Here is a 17,961-nt window from a genome sequence, read left to right as displayed (position 1 = left end):
CGCCTCCCCAAAATGGCCTCGGTGAATTCTGGGCAATTCTCTAGGATACAAAAGAATCTCAAAGAATACAAAAAAAACCGGGCTTTTGGTAAAACCCGGTGGATTCAAAACTTGGAGCAGCTTTTACAAATGTTGCTGCAAGAATTTTTCCAATCTATCCAACCCCTTCTCAATGGTGGGTAAATCGGTGGCATAAGATAAGCGAATGCAGTCATCATCCCCGAAGGCAATTCCCGGAATGGCAGCAACCTGGTGAGATTCCAGTAAGGCATCACAGAATTCCAGGGATTTCATGCCGGTTTTAGCGATATTCAGAAACACATAAAAGGCCCCTTCCGGTTCGGGACAACTAATGCCGGACATTCCCCGAATTCGTTCCAAAACCGCTACCCGGCGCAGCGCAAAGGCATGGAGCATTTCGGCCACACAATCTTGGTCGGATTCCAAGGCGGCGATCGCCCCATATTGAGCAAAGGTACAGACATTGGAGGTACTGTGACTTTGAATGGTACTCGCTGCCTGGATCAGTTCGGCATCCCCCGCTAGATACCCAATCCGCCACCCCGTCATGGAGTAAGCCTTAGCAAAACCATTACTGATAATTGTGCGTTTAAACGCCTCTTCAGAAACCTGGCCAATACTCAAATGTTGGGCGTCGTTGTAGAGGATTTTCTCGTAAATCTCGTCAGAAACGACTAAAATATCCTGCTCAACCACCACAGCCGCTAAGGCGCGAATCTCGTCGGGGGAATACACCATTCCCGTGGGATTAGAGGGGGAATTGAGAATAAACAGCTTGGTTTTCGGGGTACAGGCGTTTCGCAGTTGCTCTGGGGTGATTTTATACCCACTTTCGGCGGTGGTGGAGACGATCGCCGAGACACCGCCAGCTAGGGTGACCATTTCTGGATAACTCAACCAGAAGGGGGCCGGGATAATGACCTCATCCCCGGGGTCGAGGAGGGCCAGCATGAGGTTAAAGAGAGAATGCTTGCCGCCATTGGTGACGATGACATTTTTCGCGGAATAGTTGAGATGGTTATCGGTTTTGAGCTTCTGGGCGATCGCTTCTCGTAACTGGGGTTCACCGGCGGCGGGTCCATATTTGGTTTTCCCCGCATTCAAGGCTTTTTCTGCCGCCATTTTGATATGGTTTGGGGTATCAAAATCCGGTTCCCCTGCACTAAAACTACAAACATCTATCCCATCGGCTTTCATCGCCTTAGCTTTGGCGGCGATGGCCAAGGTCAGGGATGGCGTTACCTGTCCAACTCTTGCTGCCAGCTTCATTTGCCTACTTCAACTGAGAATAAATTTAAGGATATGCTTCGCTCAGAATATCCTACTCTACCCACTCTGAGGCAGGGATGTCAGGCGATCGTGACATCGGAGGACAGATAAACCTCTTGGATGGCATGAAACAATTTCACCCCTTCCTCAAAGGGTCGTTGGAAGGTTTTGCGTCCGGAAATTAACCCACAACCCCCAGCCCGCTTGTTAATCACGGCAGTTCGCACGGCTTGGGCGAAGTCGTTTTCCCCGGCAGAACTGCCTCCAGAATTAATCAATCCGGCACGTCCTGCATAGCAGTTAAGCAGTTGATACCGGGTCATGTCAATGGGATGGTTTGAGCTTAACTCGGTCTCAACTCGTTTGTCCGTGCGTCCGTATTTGTGGCCCAAAGCTTGGGAAACTGCCCCATATCCGCCATTGCATTCCGGTTGTTTCTGTTTGATGATATCCGCTTGGATGGTCACGCCGAGGTGATTGGCTTGGCCGGTGAGGTCGGCGGCGAGATGGTAGTCTTGGTCTTGTTTAAAGGCGCTATTTCGCAGGTAACACCAGAGGATGGTTGCCATGCCATATTCGTGCGCTTGGGCGAAGGCGGCGCTGACTTCCTGGATCTGCCGGGTGGATTCCGGGGAACCAAAGTAAATGGTTGCACCGACGGCAACGGCCCCTAAGTTCCAAGCTTGTTCGACGCTGGCAAACATGATTTGGTCATATTGGTTGGGAACGGTGAGCAGTTCGTTGTGGTTGAGTTTGAGGATAAAGGGGATTTTGTGGGCGTATTTGCGCGAGACGCTGCCGAGGACGCCTAGGGTGGTGGCAACGGCGTTACAGCCTCCGGCGACTGCTAATTTAATAATGTTTTCGGGATCAAAGTAGATGGGGTTGGGGGCAAAGGAGGCGGCGGCTGAATGTTCGATGCCTTGATCTACGGGGAGGATGGAGAGGTAGCCGGTGTTGGCGAGATTTCCGTGGGAATAGAGTTGCTGGAGCGATCGCAATACTTGGGGCGAGCGATCGCTACTGGCTGCCACCCGGTCAATCCAATCCGGTCCCGGCAACTGAAACATCTGTTTGGGCAGTTTGGCCTGATATGTGAGTAAATCTTCGGCTTCATTTCCCAGGATCGAGGCGATCGCTGAAGGGCTTGATAGGGTCGTTGTCATGGTGTTTTACCTCACAATTTTCTAAACTCCACTGTTTCATCATATCGTTTCCCTCTCGCGACCGTTGTCCGATGTTTCGATTTAACCCAATTTTTTTCTCGTGAAACTTTCCTATTTTTGGCTGCAACTGTAGCAACCCGCAGCCGTTTTTAATCAGATTGAGTCCGTGGGTTTATGTCATTAGATAGAAGACGACCCTCCAAGCTACGGGTTACAATTAACCCTATTCCCAAGGACAAGCCAGCACAATTCAAGAATAATTTAAGAATATTTTGTCCGAGGAGCAAGTCAAGGAAGGTTAAGAGCGCTTATGAAAGTACCTGTAGAAATTACTTATCGAAATCTTGAAAAAACCGATGCGATTGATAACTTAGTTCGCGAAAAAATTGCCAAACTTGAAAAATTTTGCGATCATATCACAAGCTGCCGAGTGGCGGTTGAAAAAACCAACGATCGCCCCAGTAGTGGCTCTCCCTATCGGGTTCGCTTCGATATCACCGTTCCCCCATCCCATGAAATCGCCGCAGTTTGTAATCCCGGTGAGGGGAATCAGTATGACGAACTCGACACGGTAATTCGCAATGCTTATGAGGCGGCCCGTCGTCAAGTGGTGGAACTGACCCAACGGCAAAATAATAAGGTGAAAGATCATCCCGCCCAAGCAATGGGAGCAGTCGTCTCTAAGCTATTCCCCGAGGACGGTTATGGCTTTATCAAAACTTTGGACAGTGGACGAGAAATCTATTTTCACCGCAACAGTGTTTTAGGCGATCGCTTTGATGAATTAAAAGAAGGGACAGGCGTACATTTTTCCGAAACCCAAGGAGAAATGGGACCCCAAGCCACCAGTGTTCATCTGGTCAATAAACTCGGTTCAAATGAGGCGACAGCCCAAGAGTCTAACGTCGAACAACCCCTGGGTTGGAAATAATTATAGAGTTCTGGACTCCTGGGGTACAGATTCCGCTCAGGAGTGAGGAGTGCGAGCATCTTGCTCGCTAATGTAGAGGCGATTCGCGAATCGCCTCTACATTTCGCCTCTACATTTCGCCTCTACATTTCACTTTTACAGTTAGGGCTTAAGGCTAAAAATGGCGTAAGTCCCATCAGATAAAAACAGTAAACAATAAATCAGGAGAAGACAATGGCTTTAGCATTAAAAACACGGGCGATCGGTGTCTTTGAAGATAGCCAAACTACAGAAAATGCCTTGAATGCCCTCCGTGAGGCAGGATTTTCAATGGACAATATCTTAGTCGCCACCCAAGATAATATCCCCGATGAAATGGAGAGTCCCGATAGTAAATTTTTGGAGAATCGCACCGTTGAAGGCTTAGGAAAGGGTGTGATGAATGGAACGGTTTTCGGGGCGATCGCCGGTTTATTTAGTGGCCTGACGACCTTATTTCTCCCGGGACTCGGCCCGATCGCCGTCGTCGGTCCCGTCGCCACCATCGCCGGTTTGACCGCCGCAGGCAGCTTTTATGGGGCGCTAGGAGGGGCGATCGTCGGCACGGTTGCCGGAGATAAATTTACCGAAGGTCAAGCCAATATTTATCATCAACATTTGACCCAAGGACATTATTTAGTTCGCCTAGAAGGGACCGAGGAACAAATCGCCCAAGCCGAATCTATCTTAAGCGCTCACGGCATTCAAGAATGGCAACTGTATCAAGATACAGAGAATTACTAAGCCATCACTATCTTTACCTGGGCAATGAAAAGGGCGTTTTAAAGCGCCCTTTTCATTGCTACTCCCTAAAAACTAGGCCACTTCCAACTTATTTTCAACTCATCCTAAGCCTCACAGTCCTGTCAAAAGGAAGAGAACTTGTTTCTACAATCTACCTCACATGATAGAGGTTGAAAGTAAAAAAAACACCTTAGTATAGAGATAACTGAAGATAGCTCAAGAGGAGGATATCCAATGAGCGTGATAAATAATTTAAAAAAACTTTTGGGAGTAAGCGCCGCAGTGTCCTTGGGCGCAACAATGATTCCCGCCAGTTCTATTGCTGCCCCAAAAGATGCATCTTTTGAGATGGCACAAGCCCAAATTGCACAAGTCCCGGCCTGCCGCGAAGTCGAGGCAGAACCTGGTTTAAACATTCGCACCCAGCCCTGGGGAGAGGTGATCGGAAGTGTGCGAACTAATGAATATGTCTATCTGGAAAACCCTTCCCCTCCCGCTCGGGATTGGGTACAAATTCAATCCCCAATGAATGGCTATGTGGCGGCAAGCTATCTTAGCTACTGTACAGAAGCAGCCGCCCAGCAGCAACCTGTGGCTAGATATGACCAGCCCCTAATGACAACGGAACCCGGGCTGATGGACCAACCGATCGCCCAATCTGGAAGCTGTCGGGAAATCAACTCCCCTAGAGGGTTGAGTGTGCGATGGCAACCTGAGACTGACAGTGAGACCAAGGTAGTCTTACCGGATAATACCCGGGTTGAGATTGAAAGCCTCGGCCAGAATGGATGGGTACCCATCTCCGAACCTGTTCAAGGTTATGTTGATGCAGAAGAACTTGCCATGTGCGGTCAATAGATGGTAAGTAATTGAAGAGAGCTTAACATTCATAAGGAGAATACCCAATGAGCCGCACTACACTCAATAAGATGAAGAAAATCTTCGGCGTGGGTGCCGCCGTATCATTAGGCGCAGCTTTACTTCCGGCGACTTCTATCGCTGCTTCCGAGGGTACGTCAGCAGTAGCTCAACAGCAACCCCTAACTGGAGTTGACCCACAAGGACTGATTAGTCACCAATCGGGACAAACTCAACCGGGTCAGGGTGAACAACCGATGATGCAACCGGGTCAAATGCAACCGGGTTACATGATGCAACCGGGTCACATGATGCCACAGTGTCCCATGATGCAACCGGGTCACATGATGCAACCGGGTCAGATGATGCAACCGGGTCAAATGCAACCGGGTCAAATGCAACCGGGTCAAATGCAACCGGGTCAGATGCAACCGGGTCAGATGATGCAACCGGGTCAGAGGGAAGATAACTAAATATAACTAAACTTGGGGAAAGAACGAGTATAAATCCCAAATGTGATTTCATCCTTTCCCCTCTATAAGGGGATGGCAATGCTATCCCCTTATAGCCGATCGCTCAGATCGCGATCGCCTCCCGGCAAAATGCCCCTTTCTGTTTCCAGAAGGGGGTAATTTGCTGTCATTGCAGAGGGCTGTCAAGAAAGGGCCCCAAACCCCGTTTCTTGCCCCTGAAAGCTCAAACCATCCCCGCATCCTAGTTCATACCAAATCCGGGTATGAAAAGTCGTTTTTATGGAGTAGCCTGCGTAGGCAGGCTTTGTCTTGTGAGCCTCCAGGCTTGAGCCTGTGGGTTTTTACAGACCGATTCCAACCGGATTCCGTATCAGAAGGAGCAAACGGCCTACTATAGTTAAGAACCTTTAAGCAAATCTGAACCTAAAGCTTATGAAAATTGCGATCGCCGGTGCAACCGGATTCGTGGGCAGTCGATTAGTAGAAAAACTCCAACAAGCGGGTGATCAAGTCTTAATCTTAACCCGCAATCCCACCAAAGCCAAGCGCGTCTTTCCCGATGCCGCCTTTCCCAACTTAGAAATCATTGCCTATACCCCCACCGAATCCGGTCCCTGGCAACAAGCACTCAGCGGATGTGATGGAGTGGTGAATCTTGCCGGTGCTCCCATCGCAGACGAACGCTGGACTCCCGAACGCAAACAGGAGATTCTCAACAGTCGCAAACTCGGAACCCGCAAAATTGTCGAGGCGATCGCCACCGCCAATCCCAAACCCTCCGTCCTCGTCAATTCTTCCGCCATTGGATACTACGGTAGCAGCGAAACCGCCACCTTTGACGAAACCAGCGCCTCGGGTAACGATTTTCTCGCCCAAGTCTGTCAGGAGTGGGAAAACGAGGCGCAACAGGTCAAGCAATCCGGAACCCGCTTGGCAATTATTCGTAGCGGCATCGTCGTCGGCAACGGAGGGGCGATCGCCAAAATGCTCACCCCCTTTCGACTCCTCGCCGGAGGCCCTCTCGGCAGCGGTCATCAATGGTTTTCCTGGATTCATCGCGAAGACCTAGTAACCCTGATTCTCTTAGCCTTACACAGGTCCGATATCCAAGGCATCCTCAACGGCACCGCCCCCAACCCCGTCCGCATGAACGAATTATGCCAGATTCTCGGACAAGTCCTCCATCGACCCTCCTGGTTACCCGTCCCCGATTTTGCCCTCCAGCTTATCCTCGGTGAAGCCGCACAAGTCGTCCTAGAAGGACAACAAGTGTTACCCAAACGCCCCCTAGAATACGGCTTCGACTACCGCTATCCCACCATCAAACCCGCCCTAGAAGAAGTGGTATCTCACGGATAACAGGAAGCACAAGAATAAAATCTAAAATTCTTCCCCAGTTCGTAGTAACGACTTCAGTCGTTCTCTTAGTTCGTAGTAACGACTTCAGTCGTTCTCTTAGTTCGTAGTAACGACTTCAGTCGTTCTCTTAGTTCGTAGTAACGACTTCAGTCGTTATCCGGTGTTCGTAGTAACGACTTCAGTCGTTATCCGGTGTTCGTAGTAACGACTTCAGTCGTTATCCGGTGTTCGCAGTAACGCTCAGGAGTTACGCAGATTTTAAGAATCTACCCTAAAATGTAGAGGCGATTCGCGTTCTCGCCTCTACATTTTAGGGTTTAATGTTAAAGAGTGCGTAAGTCCTGAAACTGTAAAAGGTAACGACCCATGATTGTGGCCAAAGGTAACACCCCACAGCTTACCCCCGAAGAATACTTTGCCTGGGAAGAACAGCAGCTAGAAAAACATGAACTGATTGACGGTCAAGTTTATGCCATGACTGGCGGTAGCGTTAATCATAGCCGCATTGCCATTCGATTGACAGCTATGTTTGATAACCATTTAGACGCGAGTCATTGCATCATCGGTAACTCAGACCTAAGAGTTAATATTGTTGACACCCATAACTATACCTATCCAGATGCCAGCGTCACCTGTGACGATCGCGATCGAACCACCTCCCAATACATCACCTACCCCTGTCTTATTGTGGAAGTCTTCTCCAATAGCACCGAAGCCTACGACAGAGGCGGCAAATTCCGAATGTATCGCCAAAATCCAGCCCTCATCGATTACCTATTAGTCAGTTCCACCCGCATCGAAATGGATTTATATCAAAAAAACAACGCAGGCGATTGGTTGATTATCAACTACAAATCAGGCGACACCATCGAACTCAAAAGCATTAACTTAAGTTTCCCGATTGAACAAGTCTATCGCGGTCTTGATCTAACCTTAGAAACCCAAACTTGAGATAAAACGATGACCCTCAGCGAATTAACCCCAGGCATCAGAGAACAGATCGGAGCTATTGCCGCCGTTAGCGCAAGAGATGCTCATTCGTTGCGGTCTTCTTCTCAACTCTACGAAAAATTGATTCAACAAATCATAGTTTTAAGTCAGTCGAACGAGTTTTCCCTAATGGCTTTGATAAGCGACTATTTAATTATGAACTATCAGCTTAAATTAGAGCAAATAGACAAACTCAAAACTTGGTTGGAGGGCTTTAGACCTTTTGACCCCCTGCTCGTCAGTGAACTCAAAAAACTCTATGATGTTCGATTGACTTATAACTCGAATGCGATTGAGGGAAATACTTTAACTCAAAGTGAAACTGAGTTGGTTTTAACCAAGGGCATTACGGTTGGAGGCAAGACGCTTGATGAACATTTAGAAGTTATCGGACATAAGGAGGCAATTAACTATATTGAAACCTTAGCCCAAAAAGATACAGAAATTAATGAATGGGAAATCAAACAAATCCACAATCTCATTCTCCGCAGGATCGCACCGGATGAAGCGGGGAGTTATCGGACTCTGGATGTGATGGCGGCAGGAACGGATTATCGGTATCCCGCCCATTATTTATTGTCCCAATTGATGTATGATTTTGTCAGGTGGCTAAATTCCGAAGCTGCCTTAAGACTGCATCCGGTGGAATATGCGACAATGGCGCATTATCGGTTTGTTTCGATCCATCCGTTTCAGGATGGCAATGGTCGGACGGCTCGATTATTGATGAATTTACTGTTAATCCGTGCGGGTTATCCTATTGTGGTGATTAACAACCAAGTTCGTAATGATTATATTAATGCGTTAGCTTACGCACAACAAAATCAAGATGATTTAAGTCAGCTTTTTGAGTTGGTTTATGAGGCTGCGATCGCCTCACTGGTGGAAGTCTTAGGGGTCTTGGCGACGGCCAAGAGTAGTCAAGGAAAAGGGCAGGATTTTTATCGAGAAATTACTAATTTTATTGATAGAAATTTTAAGGGATAGTTAAGTGGAAACTTAGGCTCTATTTGTTGTATTGTATTGAGGGCGGTTTGGGCTATGAATATTTATTTGCCACCAGCATATGAGCATTTTTTTCAATCCCCCCTTAAACGCCTCGAAGCCCTAGAACAAATCCGCCGAAAATCCCATCAATATAAATACAATGCTGAACCCATATTTCAAAGATTTTATACAATTATTAAACGCTAATCAAGTTAATTATCGGATTATTGGGGGTAACCTTCCTCATCCCCCACTCCCTACCAACAACCCCCAACAAAGAGTTATTTTTCCCCAAAAAAATGTGGCTGTACCTGAATTCAGGACAGCCGCCCAAGCTTATTCTGTGTAGAATGTGAAGTTTTCTTAACTTCCAACTAATCTAGGGCGTCCCCTAATTCGGGGTCCGCTTCCAAATTATCCGGATCGACATAGTGACAGGAATTTTCGACGCAAATCAGCGCCCAGCCTGAATCTTCAATGCCCATCAGCTTATAAGAGGCTTCTTGAACGAAAAATCCTTTATGATTACGGGTCTCGGGTTTGACAGTAACGTTATCGATAGTCATTTCTACTCAACTCCTTGTTTAAAATGCAGATTTGCGATCAACCTGTTTCTAAAGTTTATCGCTAAGTTCATCAAATCTTATCATTAAAATAACCTTTTTTTTATTAAGTTTTTCAAAAAAATATGAACAAATATAAATACTCATCGATTCTGGGGTTTAGATGACTTCAGGTGGTTGACCCACACTTAGGGATATAGAACAAAAATGCTCAATTGCAGTGACATTTCCGTTCCAGTCTGGGCCAGTCGCCTGGGCTTCTGGGAAATCTTAAAACATTGTTAAAACTTGAATGAGAATGGTCCAGGGGCTGGACCCATCAAGGGTTGTCACCGTTCTTGGGGTCACCGCCTTCCCAGGAGTGGTCCTCAATTTGTCCTGAGAAAATCGCAGTGGGAATGAGGCGGAAGGCGGTGGAGTCGGGAACGATCCAGAGAGGGAACTATTGGAGTCATATCCGGGATCGCGGACTTGAGTCACAAGACTATCATTTCATGTTAAACCTAAAATTAAGATCGTGCAGGATAGGGGATGCCGTAACCGATGAAGAGGCCATTATTAACAGCAGTAATCCGAAGGAATAAGGTCGGGGCGATCGCACCGTTGCAAACCCTGACCACTCAAGTATTAATACCTGTAATCCGAGGGAGTCAAGTTGGGGCGATCGCCCTCTTGCAGACCTTGAGTGCGACCCTAACCCTCGCACAACCTCAACCCCCGGTAGAAACTACCCGCTTTTTCTGCGGGACCGTTGAGGAAATTCCCGCCACAATGGTGCGGACCCCTAACGGGGAAATGCCGATGGTGATTTGGGATAAAAATGCCATCAAAGACCCGGAGATTAACGCTCAACAACAGTGTGAGGAAGTCTCCACGCGCTTTCAAACCTACTATGACACCGGGACCCTCAACTATATCACCAGTGGGATTATGAACGGCCAACTGGTTGCCTGTGTTGCACCCGGAGAAAATGAACCCTGTAGCGGGATGTTATTTCCCCTCAGTGGGGGTAGCAATCCCCGAGGAATGTTGCAACGAATGTTCCGAATTCGGGTGGCATCCGCAGGACCGATCGCCGAAACAACCGAACGCCTCTACATCAGCTTTGATAAGTATTTAAACGGGGAATATCCCCAACTCCCCGGGTTGGGAAGTCGGACTCCCCCAGTCCCTCGTCGAGATGTTCCCCAATCAAGGTGAGGCAAAAACAGTATGCAATGGTCTAAGGCGGGTTTATCAGCGGCGATCCTTGGGGTAGGGGCCGTCATTTTAGTAGCACAGGCCCCGAGTTCCTTACCTCAAACCCAGGGGATTGAAGAACAGGCGATTTCGGCAATGGGTCGAGAGGTTTCGGTGGTGATTAATGGCCAAAATCCTGGTTCTGGGGTGATTATTGCCCGCAATGGCAATACTTACACCGTACTGACGGCCAAACACGCGATCGCCACCCCGGATGAGTATGCTATTCTCACCACCGATGCTCAAACCCATCCAGTCGATTATTCCCGGGTCAAAAAACTGCCCGGAGTGGATTTAGCAGTGGTGGAATTCACCAGTCCCAACCGCTACCGAGTCGCTCATTTCGGCAATTCTGATGACGCAATGGAAGGGGCGACAATTTATGTCTCCGGTTGGCCCCATCCGGGACGAGTGATTACGGAACGGATTTATCAGGTGGCGAAAGGCACGATTTCCGGTCGTCCTCTCACGGCATTAGAGGATGGGTATGGGTTAATTTATACCAATATCACCCGTTCGGGAATGAGTGGCGGTCCGGTATTTGACAATCAGGGTCGGTTAATTGGGATTCACGGAAGGGCCGAAGGGGAACCGATTTACAATCCCGATACCGGAGATACGGTGGATGTCAAATCCGGGTTTAATGTCGGTATGCCCATTAATACCTTTGTGAGTTTGGCCGGGGAAGCGGGGATAAATGTACCTCGCTTAGGGGATAATTTGGCTGCTGCGAGTCTGACTCTCCCGGGCCATTCGGCCTTGGTGTTGGCGGTGGCGATGGCCCCAGACAATCAGACGATCGCCAGTGGGAGTAAAGATGGCATCATCAAACTTGCTAATAACAATACCGGCCAAGAAATTCATACCCTCACTGGCCATACGGATGCGGTAACTGCTCTCACTTTTAGTCCCGATGGGCAAACGTTAGTGAGTGGCAGTGAGGATGGGACGGTCAAACTCTGGAACCGGCAATCTGGGGAACTGGTGAGAAGTATTAAGGGCGATCGCTCCTTTGTGAGGGCGGTTGCCTTTAGTCCTGATGGTACTCTCCTGGCCTCCGGCAGTGCGGAAGATACAGACATTAAACTCTGGAATCCCCAAACCGGAGACTTAGTTCGCACCCTCACCGGACATCGAGACTATGTGAATAGCGTGGCCTTTACAAGCGATGGCAAACTCTTGGTGAGTGGCAGTACCGATCAAACCATCAAACTCTGGAATCCCGAATCGGGCGAAACCATCCAGACCCTCACCGGGAATGCTAACCGGATTACCTCCGTTGCCACGTCTCCTTATGGCAACCTCCTCGCTGCCGCCAGTGCAGACGATGGACTGGTGAAAGTGTGGAATCTTCGCACCGGGGAATTGCTGCATACGTTAACAGGTCATCGGGGAACTGTTTATAGTATTGCTATTGACCCTTACGGACATATTTTGGCAAGTGGCGGAATGGATGGGACAATCCAGATTTGGAACCTTTATACGGGGAATCGGGTGCGAAATTTGGACGTGATCAATTCAGGAAGCGGCCATCAAATTTCCGTGTTTTCCCTCGCCTTTTCTGGCGATGGTCACATCCTGGTCAGTGGTGCAGAGAATGGCCGGGTTCAATTGTGGCAAATTCCCCAGCGTTAACTGTATTTTAGAGTTCATTTAATATCATGTTTCGGAATTGGTACTCTGGCATTTCCACGGTTCTATTAAGCGCTACAATTGTAGCAGTTTTATCCCCTGCTGCTCGTCCCCAAACTGTCGATGAGCGAGTGATTGCGGCCATCGCCAAATCCATGACGGTAATTATTCATGGTCAAAATCCCGGTTCGGGAATTATTATTGCCAAACAGGGGAATACTTACACGGTGTTAACCGCGAAGCACGTTCTGGCAACTGAGGATACTTATCAAATTGTCACCCCCGAAGGGACTGAATATCCGCTCAATTATAACCAGGTCACTAAACTGCCGAATTTAGACCTTGCCTTGGCTCAATTTACCAGTTCTGAAAATTATCCCGTGGCGGTGATGGGGAACTCGGATACGACGACAGAAGGAACGGGGGTTTATATTTCTGGATGGCCGCATCCGGGACAGGCAATTACCCAACGGATTTTTCAAATTACCTCGGGAAAACTTTCAGGGCGAGCGATGGGGGCAGCAGAAGAGGGATATGAATTAGTTTACACCAATGTGACGCGATCGGGCATGAGTGGCGGTCCAGTTTTTGATGAAACTGGGGTATTGATTGGCATTCACGGACGTGCCGAAGGGGAACCGATTTATAATCCCGAAACCGGGGATACAGTGGCGGTCAAATCCGGGTTTAATTTGGGGATTCCTCTGAATCTCTTTTTAGAAACTGCTGCGGAAGTTGGGGTTAATTTACCTTATGCTCGATTTAATTTCTTTTCCGTAGAGGATTTGAAAGTCGAGGACAAGTTTTTTGTGACTTCGGCAGCGATCGCACCGGATAATCAGACGGTGATTGCAGGGTATGGAGATGGAATCATTCGCTTGTGGGATTTGTCTACCGGGGAGTTAACACAAACCTGGAATCAAGGCAGTCGCCATTACGCGAAAAAAGTCCACATCACCCCCGATGGAAAATCTTTAGTCAGTCTCCATCGGCGGGATGCCGAACCGGATATCATTCAGGTTTGGGACCTAGGAACGGGTGCAATTCAACACACTTTTAATGGCAATTTCTTCACGGCGATGAGTCCCGATGGTCAACTGATTGCCACGGGAAATCATGGCGAGAATGTGATTAATTTGTGGGAGGTGCAAACGGGAACTCTCAAAACTGCGATCGCCCTGGAAAATGAAACCACTGATATAGCCTTTAGTACCGACGGTCAATGGATTGCTGTGGCGAATGCTTATCACGGGAGACTTTTAAATTTAGCCACCCAAGAACCTGTTCAAACAGTGCAATATCCCCTCGATACTCCGGCAAAACAAACTGTTCGATGTGTTGCCCTTAGTCCCGATGGAAAAACCTTTGTCACCGCCTTAATGCCTAGAGCAACGAGTGTCTATAGTAGTACAGCAGGTCGAGTGATTGTTTGGGATATTCAAACCGGGGAAATCCTCAAAAATTGGGCGATTCCTAAAACCCATATTAAATTTAATTGTTCTTTATTTTTTGACCCTTCTGGACAAAGATTAGTGTTGGCAGGAGGGTCGGTTGAGGATGAAGAATCAGTATTAATGTGGAATGTTCAAACCGGAAATCGACTGTTTTTCCCCCAGGGAAAAGTAGTTGCCGCCTTCAGTCCTGATGGTCAAACTTTTGTGACCGGAAGTTATGAAAAAGGAGGTTCAGGTGCAGGTGCTCAATTTTTGAGGGTTTGGCGATCGCATCCTTAAAATCCTTAAATCCAACTCGCTTACAGAGGAAAACATGAGTCACACTTTCAGGTTCAATTTTCATCAAACCACAGCAGCAATTGTCATTCCTGCGATCATCAGCAGTGTCATGCCGATCGCCTTGGGTCAAGTTACTCAAGCCGACATTGCCACCCTGACGCAGCAAGTTACGGTGGTAATCAACGGCCAAAATCCGGGTTCAGGAGTAATTATTGGCAAGCAAGGGAACACCTATACGGTGTTAACTGCTAATCATGTGGTTGCCAGTCCCGATGAATATCAAATTGTCACAGCAGATGGGGTAGAATATGCGCTCAATTATACCAAAGTTCGGAGATTGCCGAATTTAGATTTAGCTTTGGTTGAGTTTACCAGTAACCAAACTTATGCGATCGCCGAGATGGGAGATTCCGATATCGCCCAACCGGGAACCTTGGTGTATATTGCGGGTTGGCCCCATCCGGGAATTGCCATTACGGAACGGATCTTTCAAATGACGCCGGGTCAAATTTCCGGGCGATCGCAGTCAGGAACGGAGTCGGGATATGAACTGGTTTATACCAATATCACGCGATCGGGCATGAGTGGCGGTCCCGTTTTAGATACCTTGGGTCGCCTGATTGGGATTCACGGACGCGCTGAAGGACAAGCGATTTATAATCCCGATACGGGAGATACAGTGGATATCAAATCCGGGTTTAATTTAGGCATTCCCCTGGATACTTTTATAGAATCCCTTGAAGCGGTGGATCCAACAGTTTTATCCACTAACCCTTCCTTTGCCACTCCCCTTACCACGGCAGCAAAACAGGCATTAGGAGAAAACCGTGTGACCGATGCCCTCAGTTTATACAAGCGGGCGACGGAGGTGAATCCGGAGTATTTAGAGGCGATATTTGGACTTGGACAGGCGTACTATGAATCCGGCGATCGCAACATGGCGTTGAGTCAGTTTGAAAAGGCAGTAGAATTAACTCGCGCTGAAATGGAACGACTCCGATCGCTGGGTACAGTGGAACTTGTAGCTTATAATAATAATGTCAATGTAGAATTGGCCTTGGGGACCCTGTTGTTTACATCCGGCGATCGCCTTGAGGGATTAAATCTGCTCGTGGGTCTTTTGCAATATAATAACCAGCTAGTGAGAGATAAACTCTTTCAACCGGATTTTGCCAGTAGTCGCCTGCGGAGTGATGCGGTCCCCCTGCAACAGTATGGTGAAAAAATCCTATCCACCGAAGCGGGTGAATTACCTCCAGAATTCAATCAGGGACAGGTTCTCTACGAATTGGGACAAGTTCAGGCAGCGATTCCCTACTTTCAAATCATCCTGGATAAATATAAAAATGACCCCCGAGTGATGTTAGCACTGGCAATCGCATTCCAGGAAACCGGCCAAAGCGATCGGGCGGATGTCTTACTCCAGGAGATCCAATCGGAAGACTCCCAGGACGCAGTGACAGGGGAATCTGGAGGATGGTTGGGCATTTTTTGGAGCGATCGCCTGATTGAAAAAGCTCGACCATTGATTCCTCCTCAGACGTGAAACCCCTCGGTGCATCTACATTTTACCGCCCTTCTTCGCGTCAAAACTCAGTCCCCTTATCCCCTTTGATAATAACCGTGATAATTCAGCGCACTTTGACCCTTTGTTCCCTTTGGACTGCCGCCATCCTCACCCTAGAATTAGCGGGGTTCACCCAACCGGCACATTTACAACCCCTCCCCCAGTCTTCTCTGTCCCAGATTCAAGTGACTCAAGCTGACATTGCCACCCTCGCGCAGCAAGTGACGGTGGTTATCAACGGGCAAAATCCCGGTTCAGGAGTGCTGATTGGCAAGCAAGGGAATACCTATACGGTGTTAACCGCCAATCATGTGGTTGCCAGTCCTGATGAGTATCAAATTGTCACGGCAGATGGGGTACAACATCCGCTCGATTATACCACTGTTCGGCGATTACCGAATTTAGATTTAGCCTTGGTTCAGTTTACCAGTAACCAACCTTATGAGATCGCCCAGATAGGAGATTCCGATATCGCCCAACCGGGAACCTTGGTCTATATTGCGGGATGGCCCCATCCGGGACTTGCGATTACAGAACGGATCTTTCAAATCACACAGGGTCAAATTTCCGGGCGATCGCAGTCGGGAACTGAGTCTGGATATGAACTGATTTATACCAATATCACGCGATCGGGAATGAGTGGCGGTCCAGTTTTAGATAGCTTGGGTCGTCTGATTGGGATTCACGGACGCGCTGAGGGACAAGGGATTTATAATCCCGATACCGGCGATACGGTGGACATCAAATCTGGGTTTAATTTAGGCATTCCCCTGGATACTTTTATAGAATCCATTGAAGCAATGGACTCAACAGTTTTATCCACCAATCCTTCTTTTGCTTATCCCCTTTCAAAACAGGCCGATCGCCAGTTAATTGCTAACCAAATTCAACCGGCAATCGCCCAATATCAAAGAGTTTTAGCCATAGACCCGAATTATCTACCGGCAGTCTTTGGGGTGGGACAAGCGCAGTATCAAGCGGGAGACAGTTCATCGGCAATTTCCCAATTTCGGAAAGCCATTAATTTAGCAACCGAGGCGATTTCGCAAGCTCAAGCCAATCCCAACTCCTCCCCCCAACAGCAACTCTTATTAGTCGAATTCAACGAAGTTCAAGGGAACGCCCAAGTCGCCCTCGCCAGTGCCTTATATGCCAATGGTGAAGGCAAAACAGCCCTTTCCCTCGTCTTTGAACTCTTACAAAACGCAGAAAATTGGCGGGGGAGAGCCACATTATTGCAACCGAATTTCCCCGGGTCTCGCCTCCAATCTGATGCCCAAACCATTGCTACGATAGGACAAGAAATTGTCACCCAAGGGGTAGATTATTTACCCACAGAATTCAACCTTGCCCAAGCGCTTTATGAGCGGGGCCAAGTGCAAGAGGCAATTCCTTATTTAGAAACTTTATTTCAAAAAAATCCCCAGGACCCGCCTCGAAAAATTGCCTTAGCAGCCGCCTTAAATGCTACCGGAAATCGCGAAGAAGCAAACCGTTTAGTTTCTGAGTTGCAGTCGGAATATGTGGATCAATTTGGAGATGAAAACTTCGAGTTTTTGTTGATGGGACTGTGGAGTAGTCGTCTGCGGGAAGATGTCACGGAAATTTTAGCTTACTATCGTCCCAGTGGAACTCGCGCAACTTCCCCCGAATTTTCTAACAGTACCCTGTTACATTCTGCCGAAGATAGCGATCGCGCTTATATCGAGTTCCTGTCCCTCTCTCGCGATGGCAAAATCCTCGTCAGTACCAATGGCGAAGGGACAATTAAAGTCTGGGATATTGAAAAAGGAACCGTTCGTCATACCTTCTCCTGGACAGGTAACCTCCGGGATGCGATCGCCCTGAGTCCCGACGGACGATTGCTCGCCGCAGGCATCTGGGATGATACCGATAATACCGCCAAAGTCCAACTCTGGGATACTCAAACCGGCGAAGCACTGCGAACCCTCACTCACATCAGTGATGGAATTACCGCAGTCGCCTTCAGTCCCAACAGTCAAACCCTTGCCAGTAGCGCTAAAAACATCATCCTCTGGAATGTGAATACCGGAGAAGTGATAAACACCCTGCCCGGAAACTCCCCCTATTCCAGTTATTCCCTCGCCTTCAGTCCCGATGGCGATCGTCTCGCCAGCAGCAGTGTGGAACTGATCCAACTCTGGAATTCCCGCAGTGGCGAACAAGTGAACCAAATCGAACTCTCCGGGGAACATATCGTCAATGGACTGATATTTAGTCCCCAGGGGAATCTCCTCCTCGGTAAAAGCAATAAGGGAACTCCAAAAAATAAAACCTTCAAAAAACCCGCACCCTGAAGGGTGGGGCTACACGGACAAAGCCCGCCTGCGCGGGCTAAAAGAGCCTTGTTAGGTGCGATCGCATCAAAGCAAGGATGATTTATTTGTTGG

Annotated in this window: 15 protein-coding genes; 12 read left to right on the top strand and 3 right to left on the bottom strand. The window is 48.3% G+C overall.

Features of this window, described 5'->3' with window-relative positions; all coding sequences use genetic code 11:
- Positions 1-123: 123 nt before the first annotated feature.
- Positions 124-1,290: a pyridoxal phosphate-dependent aminotransferase gene (locus NG833_RS13285; RefSeq protein ID WP_254565765.1), complete on the bottom strand. Its 1,167-nt coding sequence runs from the start codon at positions 1,288-1,290 to the stop codon at positions 124-126.
- Between the two features lie 80 nt (positions 1,291-1,370).
- Positions 1,371-2,456 (bottom strand): class I fructose-bisphosphate aldolase, encoded by a 1,086-nt coding sequence (locus tag NG833_RS13280; protein WP_254565764.1) that lies wholly within the window; start codon positions 2,454-2,456, stop codon positions 1,371-1,373.
- Between the two features lie 310 nt (positions 2,457-2,766).
- Here NG833_RS13280 and NG833_RS13275 point away from each other — a divergent pair, with 310 nt between their 5' ends.
- The 7 genes from NG833_RS13275 to NG833_RS13245 all read left to right on the top strand — a co-directional run bounded on the left by NG833_RS13275 (position 2,767) and on the right by NG833_RS13245 (position 8,816).
- On the top strand, positions 2,767-3,387 hold the full coding sequence (locus NG833_RS13275) for an HPF/RaiA family ribosome-associated protein (protein WP_254565763.1): 621 nt from the start codon (positions 2,767-2,769) through the stop codon (positions 3,385-3,387).
- A gap of 213 nt (positions 3,388-3,600) precedes the next feature.
- Positions 3,601-4,149 carry a general stress protein gene (locus NG833_RS13270; protein ID WP_254565762.1) on the top strand — a complete coding sequence of 183 codons (549 nt, stop codon included), beginning with the start codon at positions 3,601-3,603 and terminating at the stop codon, positions 4,147-4,149.
- 234 nt (positions 4,150-4,383) lie between these two features.
- Positions 4,384-5,007 carry an SH3 domain-containing protein gene (locus tag NG833_RS13265; protein WP_254565761.1) on the top strand — a complete coding sequence of 208 codons (624 nt, stop codon included), beginning with the start codon at positions 4,384-4,386 and terminating at the stop codon, positions 5,005-5,007.
- A 47-nt stretch (positions 5,008-5,054) separates the two neighbouring features.
- Positions 5,055-5,480 (top strand): hypothetical protein, encoded by a 426-nt coding sequence (locus tag NG833_RS13260; protein WP_254565760.1) that lies wholly within the window; start codon positions 5,055-5,057, stop codon positions 5,478-5,480.
- Positions 5,481-5,912: 432 nt separating this feature from the next.
- On the top strand, positions 5,913-6,839 hold the full coding sequence (locus NG833_RS13255) for a TIGR01777 family oxidoreductase (protein WP_254565759.1): 927 nt from the start codon (positions 5,913-5,915) through the stop codon (positions 6,837-6,839).
- 366 nt (positions 6,840-7,205) lie between these two features.
- Positions 7,206-7,790, top strand: coding sequence for a Uma2 family endonuclease (locus NG833_RS13250; RefSeq protein ID WP_254565758.1), 585 nt, complete (start codon positions 7,206-7,208; stop codon positions 7,788-7,790).
- 9 nt (positions 7,791-7,799) lie between these two features.
- Positions 7,800-8,816, top strand: coding sequence for a Fic family protein (locus NG833_RS13245; protein ID WP_254565757.1), 1,017 nt, complete (start codon positions 7,800-7,802; stop codon positions 8,814-8,816).
- A gap of 374 nt (positions 8,817-9,190) precedes the next feature.
- Here NG833_RS13245 and NG833_RS13240 read toward each other — a convergent pair whose 3' ends face one another.
- Complete coding sequence (locus NG833_RS13240; protein ID WP_254565756.1) at positions 9,191-9,382, bottom strand: hypothetical protein; 192 nt, start codon at positions 9,380-9,382, stop codon at positions 9,191-9,193.
- A gap of 540 nt (positions 9,383-9,922) precedes the next feature.
- On the opposite strand from NG833_RS13240, the gene NG833_RS13235 reads away from it, so the two are divergent.
- From NG833_RS13235 to NG833_RS13215, 5 genes are all read left to right on the top strand, one after another.
- Positions 9,923-10,579, top strand: coding sequence for a COP23 domain-containing protein (locus NG833_RS13235; RefSeq protein WP_254565755.1), 657 nt, complete (start codon positions 9,923-9,925; stop codon positions 10,577-10,579).
- Between the two features lie 12 nt (positions 10,580-10,591).
- The gene (locus tag NG833_RS13230) at positions 10,592-12,253 is read left to right on the top strand and encodes a trypsin-like peptidase domain-containing protein (protein ID WP_254565754.1); all 1,662 of its coding nucleotides are present in this window, start codon (positions 10,592-10,594) and stop codon (positions 12,251-12,253) included.
- 26 nt (positions 12,254-12,279) lie between these two features.
- Positions 12,280-13,983 (top strand): trypsin-like peptidase domain-containing protein, encoded by a 1,704-nt coding sequence (locus tag NG833_RS13225; RefSeq protein ID WP_254565753.1) that lies wholly within the window; start codon positions 12,280-12,282, stop codon positions 13,981-13,983.
- Positions 13,984-14,017: 34 nt separating this feature from the next.
- Positions 14,018-15,529 (top strand): serine protease, encoded by a 1,512-nt coding sequence (locus NG833_RS13220; RefSeq protein ID WP_254565752.1) that lies wholly within the window; start codon positions 14,018-14,020, stop codon positions 15,527-15,529.
- 77 nt (positions 15,530-15,606) lie between these two features.
- Positions 15,607-17,868 (top strand): trypsin-like peptidase domain-containing protein, encoded by a 2,262-nt coding sequence (locus tag NG833_RS13215; protein ID WP_254565751.1) that lies wholly within the window; start codon positions 15,607-15,609, stop codon positions 17,866-17,868.
- Positions 17,869-17,961 lie beyond the last annotated feature (93 nt).

Source organism: Oscillatoria sp. HE19RPO, from assembly GCF_024220515.1.
Lineage (GTDB): Bacteria > Cyanobacteriota > Cyanobacteriia > Cyanobacteriales > Laspinemataceae > Laspinema.
This window is presented reverse-complemented; position numbering and strand designations above follow the sequence as displayed.

Excerpts from the sequence above, each read along its gene's own strand:
- NG833_RS13220 (WP_254565752.1), top strand. The coding sequence starts at position 14,018 with ATGAGTCACACTTTCAGGTTCAATTTTCATCAAACCACAGCAGCAATT.
- NG833_RS13270 (WP_254565762.1), top strand. The coding sequence starts at position 3,601 with ATGGCTTTAGCATTAAAAACACGGGCGATCGGTGTCTTTGAAGATAGC.
- NG833_RS13225 (WP_254565753.1), top strand. The coding sequence starts at position 12,280 with ATGTTTCGGAATTGGTACTCTGGCATTTCCACGGTTCTATTAAGCGCT.
- NG833_RS13265 (WP_254565761.1), top strand. The coding sequence starts at position 4,384 with ATGAGCGTGATAAATAATTTAAAAAAACTTTTGGGAGTAAGCGCCGCA.
- NG833_RS13235 (WP_254565755.1), top strand. The coding sequence starts at position 9,923 with ATGAAGAGGCCATTATTAACAGCAGTAATCCGAAGGAATAAGGTCGGG.
- NG833_RS13250 (WP_254565758.1), top strand. The coding sequence starts at position 7,206 with ATGATTGTGGCCAAAGGTAACACCCCACAGCTTACCCCCGAAGAATAC.
- NG833_RS13260 (WP_254565760.1), top strand. The coding sequence starts at position 5,055 with ATGAGCCGCACTACACTCAATAAGATGAAGAAAATCTTCGGCGTGGGT.
- NG833_RS13275 (WP_254565763.1), top strand. The coding sequence starts at position 2,767 with ATGAAAGTACCTGTAGAAATTACTTATCGAAATCTTGAAAAAACCGAT.
- NG833_RS13255 (WP_254565759.1), top strand. The coding sequence starts at position 5,913 with ATGAAAATTGCGATCGCCGGTGCAACCGGATTCGTGGGCAGTCGATTA.
- NG833_RS13240 (WP_254565756.1), bottom strand. The coding sequence starts at position 9,382 with ATGACTATCGATAACGTTACTGTCAAACCCGAGACCCGTAATCATAAA.
- NG833_RS13285 (WP_254565765.1), bottom strand. The coding sequence starts at position 1,290 with ATGAAGCTGGCAGCAAGAGTTGGACAGGTAACGCCATCCCTGACCTTG.
- NG833_RS13280 (WP_254565764.1), bottom strand. The coding sequence starts at position 2,456 with ATGACAACGACCCTATCAAGCCCTTCAGCGATCGCCTCGATCCTGGGA.
- NG833_RS13245 (WP_254565757.1), top strand. The coding sequence starts at position 7,800 with ATGACCCTCAGCGAATTAACCCCAGGCATCAGAGAACAGATCGGAGCT.
- NG833_RS13230 (WP_254565754.1), top strand. The coding sequence starts at position 10,592 with ATGCAATGGTCTAAGGCGGGTTTATCAGCGGCGATCCTTGGGGTAGGG.